Raw genomic sequence first — 16943 nt, 5'->3', positions numbered from 1 at the left:
GTGGCCGCGGTGGCCGCTGGCCCCGGATCCGCGCCGCGCCCCGCCGCCGGCGCGTCGAAGGTGACCTCGAACATCGCGTCGAGCGCCGCCATCGCCTGCGCACGGCTGTCGGGCGCGCCTTGCGCCGGCATCGGCTCGAGCGGCACGCCGCGCTGCAGCTGGCGCTCGATCGCGCGCGCCAGCTGGGTGTGCAGCGCCGCCTCGTCGATCGGCTTGGTCAGGAAGGCATCCATCCCGCAGGCCAGGTAGCGCGTGCGGTCCTCGTCGCTGGCGTTGGCGGTGAGCGCCACGATCATCAGGTGCGGATCGATCACTGGCGCATCCTGCGGGCCGCCGGCGCGGATCAGGCGGGTGGCGCTGGCGCCGTCCATCTCGGGCATGCGGCCGTCCATCAGGACCAGGTCGTAGCGCTTGCGCGCGCAGGCGGCCACCGCTTCCAGGCCGTTGTCGACGATGTCGATCGCATGGCCCAGCTCCTCGACCATCAGGCGCGCGATGATCTGGTTGGTAGGGAAGTCCTCGGCGCACAGGATACTGAGGCGATGGCTGTGCGGCGCGCGCGGCGCATGCTCCACGCGCACCGGCGGGGCGCCGTCCGGCAGCGGCAGCAGCACGCTGAACACGCTGCCCTTGCCTTCCTGGCTGTTGACGCCGATGGTGCCTCCCATCAGCTCCACCAGCTGGCGGCAGATCGCCAGGCCGAGGCCGGTGCCGCCGTAGCGGCGCGTGGTGGTGGTATCGGCCTGCTCGAACTTCTGGAACAGCCGCGGCAGCGCATCGGACGGGATGCCGATGCCGGTGTCGCGCACCGTGAAGCGGATCATGTGCATGCCCGGCGGGCGGTCCTGGTCGTCCGGCCGACACTCGACCTGCACCGTCACGCTGCCCGACCTGGTGAACTTGAAGGCATTCCCGATCAGGTTCACCAGCACCTGGCGCACGCGGGTCGGGTCGCCCACCAGGAAGCGCGGCACGTTGTCGTCGACCTGGACCGAGAAGTCCAGGCTGTGGCCGGCGGCCTGCTCCTGGAAGAGGCTGGCCACGTTGCGCATCTTCTCGTGCAGGTCGAAGTCGATGCGCTCGACGGTCAGCTTGCCGGCCTCGATCTTCGAGAAGTCGAGCAGGTCGTTGATGATCGCCAGCAGCGCTTCGGCATTGGCCTGGCCGCGCAGGATCTGCTCGCGCGTGTTGTCCCTGAGCGCCGCGTCGCGCAGCGCGAAGCCCAGCATGCCGATCACGCCGGCCAGCGGGGTGCGCATCTCGTGGCTCATATTGGCCAGGAACTCGGACTTCTGGCGCGTCGCATCCTCGGCGCGCTCCTTGGCCTGGCGCAGGACTTCCTCGTTCTCCTGCAGCGTGCGGTAGGCGCGCGCCAGCTCGTTGCTCTGGTGGCGTCCGCGCCGCTCCTGCTCGCGCAGTTCCTGCGTCTGCTGCTCGAGCATGCGGTTCTGCTGCTCCACCTGCTCGGTGCGCGCGCTCACCTGGTGTTCCAGCCGCTCCTTGTGGCGGCGCAGGCTGGACAGGCGCATGCGCAGCCCCCCGTAGACGGCGCTGCACACCAGCAGGATCATGGCGATCCGGGCCCACGGCGTGCCCCACGGCGGCGGCTCGATGGTCAGCGCCAGCGCCGCCACGTCCTCGCTCCAGACGTCGTCCTTGTTGGCCGCGCGCACCCGGAACACATAGGTCCCGGGATCGAGGTTGGTATAGGTGGCGAAGCGCTGGTCGGCGCCGGCGTTCACCCAGCCCTTGTCGAAGCCGTCCAGCCGGTAGGCGAACTTGTTGCGTTCGGGCGCGGCGAAGTGCAGCGCCGCGAATTCGAGGGTGAGCACGGCGGCGTCGGCCGGCAGGGTCACGGCGCTGGCGTTCTCGATCGGCCCCGGCAGCAGGCCCGGGAAGGCTTGCTCGAGCGGCCGGTTGAAGACCTGCAGGCCGGTGATCACGGGACGCGGCGCGATGCGGTTGTCGCGGATCGCGCGCGGATCGAAGGCGGTGATGCCGTTGAAGCCGCCGAAATACAGGGTCCCGTCGCTCGCGCGCAACACCGAGGCGTCGAAGAAGGCGCCTTCGGTGATGCCGTCGGCCGCCGTGTAGCTGCGCCAGCGCCCGTTGGCCGGGTCGAAGCTCGAGATGCCGCTCGAGGTGCTGGCCCAGATGCGGCCGTCCTGGTCTTCCACGATCGCCGCCACCGAATCGTCGACCAGGCCGTCGCGCGTGGTGTAGCGGGTGAAGCTGAGCGCGCCGTCGCGCCCCGTCACCATGCGGTTCAGGCCTACCGCGGTGCCGATCCAGATGTCGCCGCGGCTGTCTTCCATCAGGTGGTGCACCTCGTCGTGGCTGATGCTGTTCGGGTCGTAGGGATCGTGGCGGAAGTGGCGGAACCTGCCGCTGGCGCGGTCCAACAGGTCGAGGCCGGCGAAGGTGCCGACCCAGAAGCGGCCGCGCCGGTCTTCGAGCATCGGCCGCGCGATGTCGTCCGACAGGCTGGTGAACTTCGACGGATCGTGGCGGTAGCTGGTCACCGCGCGCGTGACCGGGTCGAGCCGGTGCATACCGCCGCGGGTCGTGATCCAGACCATGCCGGCGCGGTCGAGCAGCATCGAGCGCACGTTGTTGGCGTCGGCGTCGCCCGGCAGCACCTGGCGCCGGAACCGGCGCGCCGCGGGGTCGAAGGAGGTGATGCCGGAGCGGCTGCCGATCCACAGCAGGCCGGCGCCGTCGCGCACGATGGCCGCCGCTGGCACGTCGATCAGGCTGTTCGGGTCGTCCTTGCGGTGGCGGAACACCTCGGCCTTGCCGGTGCGCGGATCGAGGTGGTGCAAGGCGGTGGCCGAGCCGACCCACAGCCGCTGTCCGTCTTCGAGCAATGCGCGCACCTTGTTGTCCGCCAGCGAGTCGGGCATGCCGGGGCGCGCATTGAGGCGCGCGAAGCCGCCGCTGCCCAGGTCGACGCGCGAGACGCCGCCATACCAGGTGCCGGCCCAGAAGGTGCCGACCCGGTCGCGGTACAGGGCCGAGACGTAGTTGTCGACCAGGCTGTGGCGGTCGGTCACGACGTTGCGGAAGGCGTCGAAGCGCTCGCCCCCGGCGCGCCAGCGCAGCAGGCCGTCTTCGTGGGTGCCGGCCCACACCGTGCCGTCGGGATCCTGGTACAGCGTGGTGATCCAGGATTCCTTGACGCCGTCGGCCGGCCCGAAGCGGCGCAGCCTGCCCGCATCCGGGCCACGCAGTTCGCGCCGTTCCAGCCCGCCGAAGCGCCCGACCCAGAGCCGCTGCCCGGCGTCGACCAGCAGCGCGTGCACCGGCCGTGAACGAACGTCCAGTTGCGAAGGATGGTGCTCGACCGTCCGGCGGTTGGGGGCCAGGCTGTCCAGGCCCGCCGCGGTGCCGATCCAGAGGCGCCCGTCGGCGTCGAGCGCCAGCGCCTGGATGCCGTCGTCGCGCAGGGTGCGCTCGTCGTTCGGCACGTGGTGCCAGACCGTGAACTTGCCGGTCTCGGTGTCGAAGTGCTGCAGGCCGTCGGCGGTGCCGATCCACAGCCCGTCCTTGCCGTCGCCGATCATGGCCTTGATCTGGCGGTTGCCGGTGCCGCGCCGGGTCGGCTCGTGCGGCGCGTACAGGGTAAAGCTGCGGGTGGCCGGATCGTAGCGGTTCAGGCCGCCGTCGGTGCCCAGCCACATGCGGCCGTGGCGGTCCAGGTGCAGCACCCGCACCCAGTTGCTGGACAGGCTGCGCGGGTTGCCGATCTCGCTGCGGTAGTGCACGAACCGGTAGCCGTCATAGCGCGACAGGCCGGACTGGGTGCCGAACCACATGAAGCCGTCGCGGTCCTGGACGATGGACAGGACCGATTCCTGGGCCAGGCCCTGCTGCACCGACAGGTGTTCGAAGCGCAGGGTCGGTTCGGGCGCCGCCGCGCGCGACGGCGCCGATGCCGCCAGCACGAGCGGCAGCAGGAAGATCGACAGGAAGATGGAGAAGCACCGGCGCAGCATGGTCATGGGGCGCGAAAGCGGGCGCGCGCATCGGCGACACGCGCTCCCGCTCCCATCGGGATCGATCCGGTTTTCTGTTTGCTATCCACGGGCGACAGGTTAGCAAACTCTGATTGTCTTGAGGCAAATATGGGGTGGGGAACGCAACAAATTGTCTGCATTTGTCGCTTCCCCGCCCATTTTCAATCGCCCTTGGCAATGCCCTCGCGGCGCGGATCGGCGCCGCCGAACCACATCGGCACCCCGTGCACCTGGATCCGCTCGATGCCGTGCAGGCCCGAGGTCTGTTCGCTGACGCGGATCGCATGGCCGCGCGCGCGCAGCAGGTCTTGCGTGGCCTGCGGGAAGCGCCCGCGTTCCAGCTCGGTGGGGCCGTTGCGGCTGCCGAAATTGGGCAGCGCGATCGCCTGCTGCACGTTCAGGCCCCAGTCCAGGGTTCCGACCAGCACCTTGGCCACGTAGTTGATGATGGCCGGGCCGCCCGGCGAGCCGACGGTGAGCACCAGCCTGCCGCTGTCCTTCTCGAACACGATGGTGGGCGACATGGCGCTGCGCGGCCGTTTATTGGCCTCGACCCGGTTCGCCACCGGGCCGTCGGCGTCACGCGCGCTGAACGAAAAATCGGTCAGCTGGTTGTTGAGCATGAAACCGTCGACCATCTGGCGCGAACCGAAGGCGTCCTCGATGGTGGTCGTCATCGCCAGGCCGCGGCCGTCGGCGTCGACCACCGACAGGTGCGAGGTCGACGGCGTCTCGATCGCATTGTCGGTGCCCCACGCGACTTCCATGCCCGGCGGCGTGCCGGCCTTGGCCTCGCCCATCGAGCGGGCGCCGACCAGGGCGGCGCGCCCCTTCAGGTAGCCCTTGTCGATCAGGCTCGGGATGCCGCGACCCGGCAGCGGCACGAAGTCGGCGTCGGCCGCATAGCGGTTGCGGTCGGCGTAGGCCAGGCGCCCCACTTCCGAGAACACGTGCACGGCTTGCGCGCCCGGCACGCCGTCCTTCGGGGCCAGCGCCTTCATGTCGAAGGTCTCGAACATGCCCAGCATCTGGGCCACGGCGATCCCGCCGGACGACGGCGGCGGCATGCCGCACACGGTGTATTGCCGATAGTCGCTGCAGACCGGCGCGCGCACCTTGGGCCGGTAGTCGGCGATGTCCTTCGCCGTGAGCAGGCCGGGGTTGGTCGGATGGCTGGCGACCTTGGCCGCGATATCGCGCGCGATGCGACCGGTATAGAACACGTCGGCGCCGCCCTCGGCGATCTCGCGCAGCGTCCTGGCCAGCGCCGGGTTCTTCAGCACATGGCCGACCGGCCACGCCTGGCCATGCTGGTCGTAGAAATAAGCGGCGGCCACCGGGTCCTTGCGCAGGTGGGTCTCGCCGGCCAGCATCTTGTGCATGCGCGGGCTGACCGCGAAGCCCTGCTCCGACAGCCGGATCGCCGGCTCGAACAGCGTCTTCCAGGGCAGCTTGCCGTGCTGGCGGTGGGCCAGTTCGAGCATGCGCAGCACGCCCGGGGCGCCGACCGAGCGGCCGCCGACCACGCCTTCGGTGCGCGACAGCGGCGTGCCGTCCGGGCGTTCGAACAGGTGCTCGTCGGCCCTGGCGGGCGCGGTCTCGCGGCCGTCGAAAGCCTGGGTCTGTTTGCCGTCGTAGTGGACCATGAAGGCGCCGCCGCCGATGCCCGACGATTGCGGCTCGACCAGGGTCAGCACCAGCTGGGTGGCGATCGCCGCGTCGATCGCGCTGCCGCCGCGGCGCAGGATCTGGTAGCCGGCGTCCACCGCCAGCGGGTTGGCCGCGGCCACCATGTATTTCTGGGCCGGCCAGCCGGCCTTGTCGGCATAGCCGGTGGCCGCTTCCGGCGCGGCCTGCAGGGAATCCTGGGCGCCGGCAGGCAGGTGGAAGGCGGCGGCCAGGGAAAGTGCAGGTATGACTGCACGCGCAAAGGTGCTGAACTGTTTCAAATGATTCTCCCAAAAGCAGACGGGCGCGCCGCCGCACGACAGCGGCGACGCGCCCGAGATCGCAGACATGCTACCTCATGTCGCGCGAGCTTGCTTTAAGGACAATGCCTGAGCTAAGCGTTTACTTCGGCTGCATGCGGATCGCGCCGTCGAGGCGGATCGTCTCGCCGTTGAGCATCACGTTCTCGATGATAGCCTTGGCCAGGTGGGCATACTCCTTCGGCAGGCCCAGGCGCGGCGGGAACGGCACCATCTTGCCCAGCGAATCGCGCACTTCCTGCGGCATGTTCATCAGCATCGGGGTTTCGAAGATGCCGGGCGCGATGGTCATCACGCGAATGCCGCTGCGCGCCAGGTCGCGCGCCATCGGCAGGGTCAGGCCGGCCACGGCCGCTTTGGATGACCCATACGCGGCTTGCCCCATCTGGCCGTCGTAGGCCGCGACCGAGGCGGTGTTGATGATGACGCCGCGTTCGCCGTATTCGGCCTCGTCGGTCTTCGCCATGGCGTCGGCCGCCAGGCGCGCCATATTGAAGGTGCCGACCAGGTTGATGTTGACGGCGCGCTGGAACACCTCGAGCGGATGCGGGCCGTCCTTGCCGACGGTCTTGGCGGCCGGCGCCACGCCGGCGCAATTGACCAGGCCACGCAGGACGCCCAGCGCGACAGCCGCCTCGACCACCGCCTTGCCGTCCGCTTCCTGGGTGACGTCGCAGCGGACGAACTGGCCGTTCAGTTCTTGCGCCAGCGCCCGGCCGGCCTCTTCCTGGACGTCGGCGATCACGACTTTCGCCCCGCCGTCCGCCAGCATGCGCGCGGTGGCCGCGCCCAGGCCGGAGGCGCCGCCGGTGACGATGAAGACGTTGTTCTGGATTTGCATGGTGTGTCCCTTATAAAAGTTCTATGTGCCACATGTTTAACGTTTACGTTAACGTCAACTGGCATTGTAGCGAACTTTTATAGGGAACCACCATGTCGCCGCTCAGGCGTTCAGAAGCACTGCATCGTGTTGCCGGTGCGGTTGCACAGGCGGCCTTCGCTGTTGACGCTGGCGTTGCCGACCTGGCCGGCCGTGGTGGCGCCGCTGGCGTCGGTGCAGGTGGCGCCGGTGCAGGCGCTGACCGGGCGCGACGTCGGGCCGACCGGGGCCGGCGCGGTGGTCGGCGTCGGCGTCGGCGTGATGCGCGTGCTCGCCGGCACCGCCTGGGTGTCCTGCGGACGCGGCATCGGGACCGGCTGCGGACGCACGTTCTGCGGCGCCGGATGGGTGGCGGGATCGATGTCCTTCAGGCGCGACGGTTCCTGGCGCCCGGTCGCCTTTTCTTCCTGGGTCATGGGACGCATGTCAATCGTCGGGGCCGGCGCCGTGGTCTGCTGGCCGTCGAGCGATGGGCGGTAGGTCGCGCCAGTCGCCGGCTGGCCCTGCGTGACGCCGGTGGTCTGGGCGCCGGCGCCGATGGCGGTGGCGGCGAGCAGGACGGCAAGGATGGTTTTCGGCGTATTCATGGCAGACCTCTCTCTTGGCTTGATCGATGACCTATTATCGTCTTGTCAACGTGCGCACGGCGCACGAGAAACAATTTCTCACATAATCGAGGGGACATGCAGGTCAGGCAGAGAATGCGCCGCGCTCAAAAACGTCGTTCCCGCGGAGGCGGGAACTCAAGTTGCTTGCGTCATCGCGACACGTGGAACTTGGGTTCGCGCCTGCGCGGGAACGACGGTTACTGCTAACTTGCTTTGGTTGCTGCGCTTATTCGGACAGCGCCGCGAACGCGTTGTCGCGCACCTGCTCGACCGGGCCGACGCCCGAGATCTTGCGGTATTTCGGCGCGCCCGGCAGGCCCGACTCGGCCCACTTGCCGTAGTAGCCCAGCAGCACTTCGGTCTGGTTGTGATAGACCTCCAGGCGCTTGGAGACGGTCTCGGCCTTGTCGTCGTCGCGCTGGATCAGCGGCTCGCCGCTGACGTCGTCGACGCCTTCGACCTTCGGCGGGTTGAACTTGACGTGGTACACGCGGCCCGAGGCCGGGTGCGAGCGGCGGCCGGTCATGCGTTCGAGGATCATTTCGTCAGGAACGTCGATTTCGAGCACGTAGTCGATGGTGACGCCGCTGTCCTTCATCGCCTCGGCCTGGGCGATGGTGCGCGGGAAGCCGTCGAACAGATAGCCGTTGGCGCAGTCCGCATCCTTCAGGCGCTCCTTGACCAGGCCGATGATGATGTCGTCCGACACCAGTTGGCCGGCATCCATCACCTTTTTCGCAGCCAGGCCCAGTTCGGTGCCCGCCTTGATCGCGGCGCGCAGCATGTCGCCGGTCGAGATTTGCGGGATATTGAACTTTTCCTTGATGAAATTTGCCTGGGTGCCCTTCCCGGCGCCGGGTGCTCCTAACAGAATGAGACGCATGAGTTTCCTGAGATTCTAGAAAATAATGAAAATTGCTGTGGATTGTATAAATTATGTTTGATGTTGCCAAGCCTTCTTGACACGGAAGTTACCACAAAAGTTGGCTTTCAAGCCAGTTTTGGGGCCCTGCGGCCAGGATTATTGATCCTGCGCAGACAGCCCCATCACAGACCTGTGGTCTACATCAAGACGGATAATGCAGGCGTACTCGCGCCAGGTCGTCCGGCGTGTCGACGCCGCCGGGCGGCGCATCTTGTGTGACGTGCACGGCGATCGGGTAGCCGTGCCACAGCACGCGCAGCTGTTCGAGCGCCTCGATGCTCTCGAGCGGCGAGACCGCCAGCTTCGGATAGGCTTGCAGGAAGGCGTTGCTGTAGGCGTAGAGGCCGATATGGCGCAGCGGCGCGTAGCCGAGCGGCAAGGAGTCCTGGGTGGCCGCGAAGGCGTCGCGGTGCCAGGGAATGGTGGCGCGCGAGAAGTAAAGCGCGCGGCCGAGCTTGTCGAGCACCACCTTGACGATGTTCGGGTTGAAGACCTCAGAGGTGTCCAGGATCGGATGCGCGCAGGTGGCCATCGGCGTGTGGGCGTCGATGCGGGCGGCGCAGGCCGCCAGCAGCGCCGGATCGATCAGCGGCTCGTCGCCCTGCAGGTTGACCACGACTTCATCCTGGCCCAGGCCCAGCACCTGCGCCACTTCGGCGATGCGGTCGGTGCCGGACGGGTGATCGGCGCGCGTGAGCACCGCGGAGACGCCATGGGCGGCGCAGGCGGCGGCGATGTCTTCATGGTCGGTGGCGACGATGATGCGCGCCGCGCCGGATGCGCGCGCGCGTTCGGCCACGCGCACCACCATGGGTTTACCGCCCAGGTCGGCCAGCGGCTTGTTCGGCAGGCGGGTCGAGGCCAGGCGCGCCGGGATGATGACAGTGAAGTTCATCTGTAACCCGTCATGCCGGTTCGATCTTGCGCGCCTGGTCGGCCCACATGATCGGGATGCCGTCGCGGATCGGGTACGCCAGGCGGTCGGCGCGGCAGGTCAGTTCCTGCGCCTTTTTGTCGAGTTCAAGCGGTCCCTTGCACAACGGGCAGACCAGGATATCAAGCAAGCGAGCGTCCACGACATTTCTCCACGATTTGTTCGGCCAGTGCAGGGTCGAGCTGCGCCGTGACCGGCACGACCCACAGGCGTGGATCGTTCTTCAGATGATCAATTTGCCGACATTTTACTGCATCCTTCTCGGTGATCAGGATGACATCGGCATCGACCCCGGCAAACGGGTCGTCCATGAAGTCGTGATGGTCGGGCAAAGGCAGCTCGCCGACCGCCAGGCCGGCCGCGCGCAGCATGGCGAAGAAGCGTCCCGGATTGCCGATGCCGGCGGCGGCCACGATGCGTTGTTCGCTGAACTGGGCCAGCGGAACCTGCCCGCCGCCCTGCAGCGGCTCGGCATGGTCGCCGGCCAGGCGCATGCGCCAAGGTTGTCCGCCGACCGCCCGGGCCAGGCCGGGCGTGATCTCGGGCGCGTTGACGACCGTGAAGTCGCGCCGGCGCGACGGCGGTTCGCGCAGGGGACCGGCCGGCAGCAGCCAGCCATTGCCGACGCCGCGGCCGTCGAACAGTACGATCTCGACGTCACGCGCCAGCGCGTAGTGCTGCAGGCCGTCGTCGGCGATCAGCACGTCGACGCCGGGATGCGCCGCCAGCAACGCCCTGCCCGCCTCGACGCGGCGGCGGCCGACCACGACCGGGCACCCGGCGCGGGCCGCGATCAGGAGCGGTTCGTCGCCGACGGCGCGCGGATCGGACTGCGGGGCGACCTCCAGGGCCGCGCCTTCCTGGCCGCCATGGCCGCGCGAGATCACGCCGGGATTCAGGCCGGCCGCGCGCAGGCTCTCGGCCAGCCAGATCGTCAGCGGCGTCTTGCCGGTGCCGCCGATGAAGATATTGCCGACCACGATCACCGGCACCGGCAGGCGTTCGGCGCGCTTCAGGCCGGTGCGAAACAGCAGGCGGCGCAGGCCGGCCAGCAGGCGAAACAGCAGCGCCAGCGGCAGGAGCAGCAAGGCCAGGGGCCCGCGCCGGAGCCAGGCGCGGGTCAGGGTCGATTCGAGTCGGGAAGCCATGCGGAAAGAAAAACGGCGCGCAGCGTGCGCGCCTTGGGGATTATTTGGCGGCGCCGGTCTGGGCCGCGAAGGTCAGCTTGTCGTAGCCGGCCACGCGCGCCGCTTCCAGCACGTTGATGACCATCTGGTGCATCGCGAACTGGTCGGCGTTGACGATGATCACCGGGCTGGCCACCACCTGGCCGTCGGGCGTGCGCGCGGCGTTCTTCATGTCCTGGGCCAGGCCGGCGACGCTGTGGAAGGTCACCGGCGTATTGTTGACCGTGTAGTTGCCCTTGGCGTCGACCGTCACGTTGATCTCGAAGGGTTTCTCCGCCTGCTTCTCGGCCTCGGCGGTCGGCAGGGTGATCTGCAGCTCGGTGAACTTGCTGTAGGTGGTCGAGACCATCAGGAAGATCAGGACCACCAGCAGCACGTCGATGAACGGGATCAGGTTGATCTCCGGCTCTTCGCGCTTGCGGCCGCGGCGAAAGTCCATCATTTGCGGGCACCGTGGACGACATCGACCAGTTTCACCGCCTGCAGTTCCATCTCGACGATATAGGTGTCGACCAGGTTGCGGAAGTGGCGGTAGAACACCAGGGCCGGCATCGCGATCGCCAGGCCGAAGCCGGTGTTGTACAGCGCCACCGAGATGCCGTGCGCCAGTTGCGCCGGATTGTTGCCGCCGGTCGGGGTCGAGGCGCCGAAGATCTCGATCATGCCGACCACCGTGCCGAACAGGCCCATCAGCGGCGCCAGCGAGGCGATGGTGCCGAGCGTGGTGAGGAAGCGTTCCAGGTTCTGGGCCACGCCGCGGCCGGCCTCTTCGATCGACTCCTTCATCACGTCGCGCGGGGCGTCGACGTTGCGCAGCGCCGCGGCCAGCACGGTGCCGAGGGGCGAGTTCTGTTCCAGCTTGTCCACCACGTCGGGCGTCACCTTGCCGCTGCGGTAGACGCGGATGACTTCATCGAGCAGGTTGCGGGGCAGGATCTTCTCGCGGCGCAGGGTGATCAGACGTTCGACGATGAGGGCGACGGCGACGATCGACGCGACCAGCAGGAACCAGATGGGCCAGCCTGCGGCTTGAAAAATGGCGAGCAAGAGATACTCCTGAGAGGAAAAAGATCAATTCGGCAATGTAGCAAGTTGGCAGCGAAGCGGCAAGTAGAGTTCTTCACATCTTCTGTGGATAAAATTGTGCGCAATGGCCGCGAGGTGGAACAAGTACCTTGATTTGTAAGGGCTTTCTGCGCCTGCGCAAGAAAATGGCAGTCTCATGACTTGGCTCAACCGGGCCCGGGCTCAACCAGTTACTCACTGGCATCGTGTAGTTGCGAACAAATTCTGTGGACAAAATTGTGCGCAAGGGTAGCCGGACTCGACTAAGTAACTGATTCCAGACGATTTTATTGTTGAGCCTAAATTCCGGGCAGCCGAACCCGGCTGTACTTTGGCTGCGATCAGGTGAGGTTCCGCACACTTTTTGTGGACAAAAGTGTGAGCAATGGGCACTTTATGACCGTAAGCCTTTGATTTACCTCAATAAAACACCGCTGCTTAAAATATTGGCATACAGCACTTTTTGCCAACAAAAGGTGCCTGAGTGGCGCTTTCTGCCTCGTTTGTTTGGCCTCCGGGGCACCGGTGCACACATTATTCGTTATCTGCACAATTTTTGTGGATAAGAATGTGAGGAAGGTCAAACTTTACTACTTAAGTGCTTGATTTGATTGACATTAGATCAGACTGCCTCAAGAACAGGCAGCGGAGAACGCAACATGTTCAGCTCGACAAAGGGCACGGTAGTCCACGCCGCTGACCTGGACACGACGCCAAATGTTTGCACAGATTCTGTGGACAACTTTGTGATCAAGCTTCCGGCTAGGGGGTTAAGTCATTGATTCGTAACAATTCTACTTATCCTGCCCAATCGCTGCGCACTCCCACTTCGCGCGGATGAGTTCCCCACAGTTTTTGTGGATAAACCGCTCTCAAACGACATTACCCAACATCCAAGCCCTTGATTTAAAAGGGTTTTCAATAGATTGCATTGAAAAGCAGCAACATTGATCGGATCCGGGCCACGGCGTGGAAACCACTTGCCATCCGCCGATAAGGGATAATGATCGCTTTCGCCATTTTCACCAGCCCGCCATGCAAGCACCGAACGACGCCGATCCAGCCTTCACCGCCCCCGCCGTCCTGAGCGTCACCGCCCTGAACCAGCAGGTGGCGCGCCTGCTGGAGCGTTCGTTCCCGCTGGTGTGGATTGGCGGCGAGATCTCCAACTTTACCCGGGCCGCCTCCGGCCACTGGTATTTCACGCTGAAGGACGACGCGGCCCAGGTGCGCGCCGTGATGTTCCGTAGCCGCGCGCAGATGGCCGGCTTTACCCCGCGCGAAGGCGACAAGGTCGAGGTGCGCGCCTTGGTCACCCTGTACGGCGCGCGCGGCGACTACCAGATCAACGTCGAGGCGATCCGCCGCGCCGGCGTGGGCCAGCTCTACGAAGCCTTCCTGCGCCTGAAGGAAAAGCTGGCCGCGCAAGGCCTGTTCGACGCCGACCGCAAGCGCGCGCTGCCGCTGTTCGCGCGCAGCATCGGCATCGTCACCAGCCCGCAGGCCGCCGCGCTGCGCGACGTGCTGACCGCCCTGCGCCGGCGCGCCCCGCACGTGCGGATCGTGCTCTACCCTGCCCCGGTCCAGGGCCAGTTCGCAGCCGACAAGATCGCCGAAGCCATCATGACCGCCTCGCGCCGCGCCGAGGTGGACGTGCTGCTGGTCTGCCGCGGCGGCGGCTCGATCGAGGATTTATGGAGCTTCAACGAGGAATGCGTGGCGCGCGCAATCGACGCCTGCGCGATCCCCGTGATCTCGGGTGTCGGCCACGAAACCGACGTCACCATCGCCGACTTCGCCGCCGACGTACGCGCCGCCACGCCGACGGCAGCCGCCGAACTGGCCGCCACGCCGCGCGCCGACTGGCTGGCCTCGCTCGAAGGCGACGCCCTCGACCTGCAGCGCGCGATGGAGCGCCGCCTGCACGACGCCAGCCAGGGCCTCGACAACCTGAGCCGCCGGCTGCTCAGTCCCTCGGCCCAGATCGGCCACCAGCGCCTGAAACTGCTGTCGCTGGCCACGGCCATGACGCACGCGGTCAAGCTGCCGGTGAACCGCCACGGCCTGCTGCTCGCCCAACTGCAGCAGCGCTGGTCGCGCCACCGTCCCGACATGCGCGCCCTGCGCGCCCGGCTGGCGTCGGACAGCCGCCACCTGAACGCCAGCCTGTGCAGCCAGGTCAGGGCGCGGCGCGAAGCGCTGAACGCCCTCGCCGCCCAGCTCGAGCTGCTCAACCCGCAGCGCACGCTGGAGCGCGGCTATGCCATCGTGCGCGACGCCAAGGGCCAGATCGTGCGCGACCCGGCCCAGATCCATGCGCGCGACACGCTGACGATCCGCCTGGCCAATGGCAGCGCCGAGGTGGGCGTGGCCCAGGTCCAGAGCGTCCTCGAGTGAATTGGGATCGGTTGGCGGGACTGCATAAAATGCAAGCCTGCAACGTTGCTCCATATTGCGTAGAATAACGGCGCTATAAGAACAGCAACCTTTCCCAACCACTAAGGAACGCACAATGGAACACACCCTGCCGCCGCTGCCGTATGCCAAGGACGCCCTGCAACCGCACATCTCGGCCGAGACCCTGGAATACCACCACGGCAAGCACCACCAGACCTATGTCACCAACCTGAACAACATGATCAAGGGCACCGAGTTCGAGAACCTGTCCCTGGAAGAGATCATCAAGAAGTCGACCGGCGGCGTGTTCAACAACTCGGCCCAGGTCTGGAACCACACCTTCTTCTGGAACTGCATGAGCCCGAACGGCGGCGGCGCGCCGACCGGCAAGGCGCTGGACGCGATCAACGCCAAGTGGGGTTCGTTCGACAAGTTCAAGGAAGAGTTCAACAAGTCGGCATTGGGCAACTTCGGCTCGGGCTGGACCTGGCTGGTGCAAAAGGCCGACGGCAGCGTCGACATCGTCAACACCACCGGCGCCGGCACCCCGCTGACCACCGCCGACGTGCCGCTGCTGACCGCCGACGTCTGGGAACACGCCTACTACATCGACTACCGCAATGCGCGCGCCAAGTTCCTGGAAGCGTTCTGGAATGTCGTGAACTGGGAATTCGTGAACAAGAATTTCGTCTGAATGCGCTGACGGTCACGCCGGCGACGGCGTGATGCGTCGACGACCAGGGCCCGCTCGCGCGGGCCTTGTTTTTACCGGAACCCCAAGCTAGTCGCCGCCGCCGCAGCCACCGCCCCCACCATCGCCGCAACCGTCGCTGCCGCCAGCGGAATCGAAAACGGCAATGCCGCCATCGCCTGTTTGCGCTTCCGGTCCTGGTTTCTTCGACAGCGCCAGGTAAGTCATTTCACTGACCAGGCCCGCACCGAACAACGCCGGCAGCGCGACATCAAACCGCGCCCACTTCTACTCCCTGGAATAGGAAGAGCAGGTCGTCATTCACCCATCGAACGCACCAGGCTCGCTGCGGTAACGCAAGGCATCGAGCACCAATGCGAAGGCGGGCGAGGCCTGCCGCCGGCTTGGATAATAAAGGTGGTAACCGGGGAAAAGCTCGCACCAGTCTTCCAGCACCCGCTGCAGAGCGCCCGTCGCGAGCTGGCGCTGCACCACGTCTTCCAGCACGAACGCCAGCCCCATCCCGGCCAGCGCCGCGTCGACCACCTGCGGGAAACCATTCAGGGTCATCTGCCCTTCCACCCGAACGACCAGCTCGCGCGTACCTTGCTTGAAATCCCACGGCAGCAGCCCGCCATGCGTGGGCAGACGCACGTTGATGCAGTCGTGGCTCGTCAAATCCTGTGGCTTCACGGGCCGGGGGCGGGTGGCGAAATAGGCCGGAGACCCCACCACCGCCATCCGCACTTCGGGGCCGACAGGCACCGCGATCATATCCTTCTGCAAATGCTCTCCCAGGCGCACGCCGGCATCGAAGCGCTGCTCGACGATATCGATCATGCGGTAGTCGGTATTGATCTCCACCTTGATGTCAGGGTAGTTCGGCAGGAGCGTTGCCAGCCGCGGCAGCAGAATCCAGCTTGCCGCGTGCTCGGATGCAGTGATCCTGACATTGCCCGCAGGCTTGTCGCGCAGCTCGCTCAAGGCGGCGAGATCGTCCGCGATGCCGTCGAGTCGCGGGCCGACCGATGCCAGCAGGCGCTCGCCAGCGTCGGTCGGCGCGACCCGCCGCGTCGTCCGGGTCAGCAGGCGCACACCCAGTCGCTCTTCCAGCGCGCGGATGGTCTGGCTCAGCGCCGATTGCGAGACCCGCAGTTGCGCCGCTGCGCGCGTAAAGCTGCCTTCGCGCGCCACCATGACGAAGGCCGTCAGGTCATTCAGATTCTCTCGCATTACTCATAAGGGAAGCTAATAAGGACACGTCGATTATAGCGAGATGCCCAAAAGACATTGATAAGTTGAGCTAATAACGCCATGCACAATTAAGCGGCTAATCAAGGGGCAATCGTGCCCGGTACAGTACACCGGCAGATTGCAGCTTACTGACAAGGATTCGACCATGGACCATGTGACACTCAATAACGGGCTCAGAATGCCCATCCTCGGCTTCGGCGTTTTCCAGATTCCCGACCCGGCGGAATGCGAACGCGCGGTCATCGACGCGATCGCGTCCGGCTACCGCCTGATCGACACCGCGGCGTCGTACCTGAACGAAGCCGCGGTCGGCAACGGCATCAGGAATGGCGGCGTCGCCCGCGACGAGCTGTTCGTCACCAGCAAACTGTGGGTTCAGCACGCGGGCTACGAACGTACCCGCGAGGCCATCGACCAATCCCTGCAACGCTTGCGCCTGGACTACCTCGACCTGTACCTGATCCACCAGCCATTCGGCGACGTCCACGGTGCCTGGCGCGCGATGGAGGAAGCGCAGCGCGCCGGCAAACTGCGCGCCATTGGCGTGAGCAACTTCCAGCCCGACCGCCTGATGGACATCATCGCCTTCAACGAGATCAAGCCGGCGCTGAACCAGATCGAGGTGCATCCCTTCCATCAGCAGGAAGAGAGCGCCGCCTTCATGGCCGAGAACGGCATACAGGCCCAGGCCTGGGCGCCGTTTGCGGAAGGCAGGAACGGCTTGTTCGAGCACCCGGACCTGGCGGAGATCGCGGCCAGGCACGGCAAGTCCATCGGCCAGGTCGTGCTGCGCTGGCTTGTCCAGCGCAATATCGCGTCACTGGCCAAGACCGTGCGCCGCGAGCGGATGCGGGAAAACCTGGACGTGTTCGATTTCGCGCTGGACGGCGACGACATGGCCGCCATCGCGGCGCTGGAAACCGGCGCCAGCAGCTTCTTCTCGCATCGCGACCCGGCGATCGTGAAGTGGATGAGCGAACGCCGGCTCGGGATCTAGG

General features: G+C 66.3%; 14 protein-coding genes. 3 read left to right on the top strand and 11 right to left on the bottom strand.

From position 1 onward, the window contains the following. The 10 genes from HMPREF9710_RS19345 to HMPREF9710_RS19305 form a co-directional block, all read right to left on the bottom strand. The coding region (locus HMPREF9710_RS19345) for a hybrid sensor histidine kinase/response regulator (protein WP_005669123.1) at nt 1-4001 on the bottom strand (4001 nt) is incomplete at its 3' end. 176 nt (nt 4002-4177) lie between these two features. Next, complete coding sequence (ggt, locus tag HMPREF9710_RS19340) at nt 4178-6034, bottom strand: gamma-glutamyltransferase (RefSeq protein WP_005669121.1); 1857 nt, start codon at nt 6032-6034, stop codon at nt 4178-4180. 52 nt (nt 6035-6086) lie between these two features. Continuing rightward, nucleotides 6087-6845: a 3-hydroxyacyl-CoA dehydrogenase gene (locus tag HMPREF9710_RS19335; RefSeq protein ID WP_005669119.1), complete on the bottom strand. Its 759-nt coding sequence runs from the start codon at nt 6843-6845 to the stop codon at nt 6087-6089. 110 nt (nt 6846-6955) lie between these two features. Continuing rightward, nucleotides 6956-7471, bottom strand: a complete 516-nt coding sequence (locus HMPREF9710_RS19330) for a hypothetical protein (RefSeq protein ID WP_005669117.1) — start codon at nt 7469-7471, stop codon at nt 6956-6958. Between the two features lie 247 nt (nt 7472-7718). Beyond that, entirely contained in the window at nt 7719-8375 is a 657-nt protein-coding gene (adk, locus tag HMPREF9710_RS19325; protein WP_005669115.1) for an adenylate kinase, read from the bottom strand. 184 nt (nt 8376-8559) lie between these two features. Continuing rightward, on the bottom strand, nt 8560-9312 hold the full coding sequence (kdsB, locus tag HMPREF9710_RS19320; RefSeq protein ID WP_005669113.1) for a 3-deoxy-manno-octulosonate cytidylyltransferase: 753 nt from the start codon (nt 9310-9312) through the stop codon (nt 8560-8562). A 10-nt stretch (nt 9313-9322) separates the two neighbouring features. Beyond that, on the bottom strand, nt 9323-9493 hold the full coding sequence (locus HMPREF9710_RS27310; protein WP_005669111.1) for a Trm112 family protein: 171 nt from the start codon (nt 9491-9493) through the stop codon (nt 9323-9325). Further along, nucleotides 9474-10499: a tetraacyldisaccharide 4'-kinase gene (gene lpxK / locus HMPREF9710_RS19315; protein ID WP_005669109.1), complete on the bottom strand. Its 1026-nt coding sequence runs from the start codon at nt 10497-10499 to the stop codon at nt 9474-9476. The genes HMPREF9710_RS27310 and lpxK overlap by 20 nt, the downstream gene beginning before the upstream one ends. A 40-nt stretch (nt 10500-10539) precedes the next feature. Next, nucleotides 10540-10977, bottom strand: a complete 438-nt coding sequence (locus HMPREF9710_RS19310) for an ExbD/TolR family protein (RefSeq protein ID WP_040777085.1) — start codon at nt 10975-10977, stop codon at nt 10540-10542. Further along, nucleotides 10977-11585 (bottom strand): MotA/TolQ/ExbB proton channel family protein, encoded by a 609-nt coding sequence (locus HMPREF9710_RS19305; RefSeq protein ID WP_005669106.1) that lies wholly within the window; start codon nt 11583-11585, stop codon nt 10977-10979. The genes HMPREF9710_RS19310 and HMPREF9710_RS19305 overlap by 1 nt, the downstream gene beginning before the upstream one ends. A gap of 1053 nt (nt 11586-12638) precedes the next feature. Here HMPREF9710_RS19305 and xseA point away from each other — a divergent pair. Both xseA and HMPREF9710_RS19295 read left to right on the top strand, forming a co-directional pair. Then, on the top strand, nt 12639-14000 hold the full coding sequence (xseA, locus tag HMPREF9710_RS19300) for an exodeoxyribonuclease VII large subunit (protein WP_005669103.1): 1362 nt from the start codon (nt 12639-12641) through the stop codon (nt 13998-14000). A 115-nt stretch (nt 14001-14115) separates the two neighbouring features. Beyond that, nucleotides 14116-14694 carry a superoxide dismutase gene (locus HMPREF9710_RS19295; RefSeq protein WP_005669101.1) on the top strand — a complete coding sequence of 193 codons (579 nt, stop codon included), beginning with the start codon at nt 14116-14118 and terminating at the stop codon, nt 14692-14694. Between the two features lie 318 nt (nt 14695-15012). Here HMPREF9710_RS19295 and HMPREF9710_RS19290 read toward each other — a convergent pair whose 3' ends face one another. Continuing rightward, a complete protein-coding gene (locus HMPREF9710_RS19290) occupies nt 15013-15924 on the bottom strand; it encodes a LysR family transcriptional regulator (protein WP_005669099.1) in 912 nt (303 codons plus the stop codon). Nucleotides 15925-16090: 166 nt separating this feature from the next. On the opposite strand from HMPREF9710_RS19290, the gene HMPREF9710_RS19285 reads away from it, so the two are divergent. Continuing rightward, nucleotides 16091-16942: an aldo/keto reductase gene (locus HMPREF9710_RS19285; RefSeq protein WP_005669097.1), complete on the top strand. Its 852-nt coding sequence runs from the start codon at nt 16091-16093 to the stop codon at nt 16940-16942. The last annotated feature ends 1 nt before the right edge of the window (nt 16943 follow it).

The sequence above is a fragment of the Massilia timonae CCUG 45783 genome (assembly GCF_000315425.1).
GTDB lineage: Bacteria > Pseudomonadota > Gammaproteobacteria > Burkholderiales > Burkholderiaceae_D > Telluria > Telluria timonae.
Note: the sequence above shows the minus strand (reverse complement) of the source record. Positions and strands in the feature narration are given on the sequence as shown.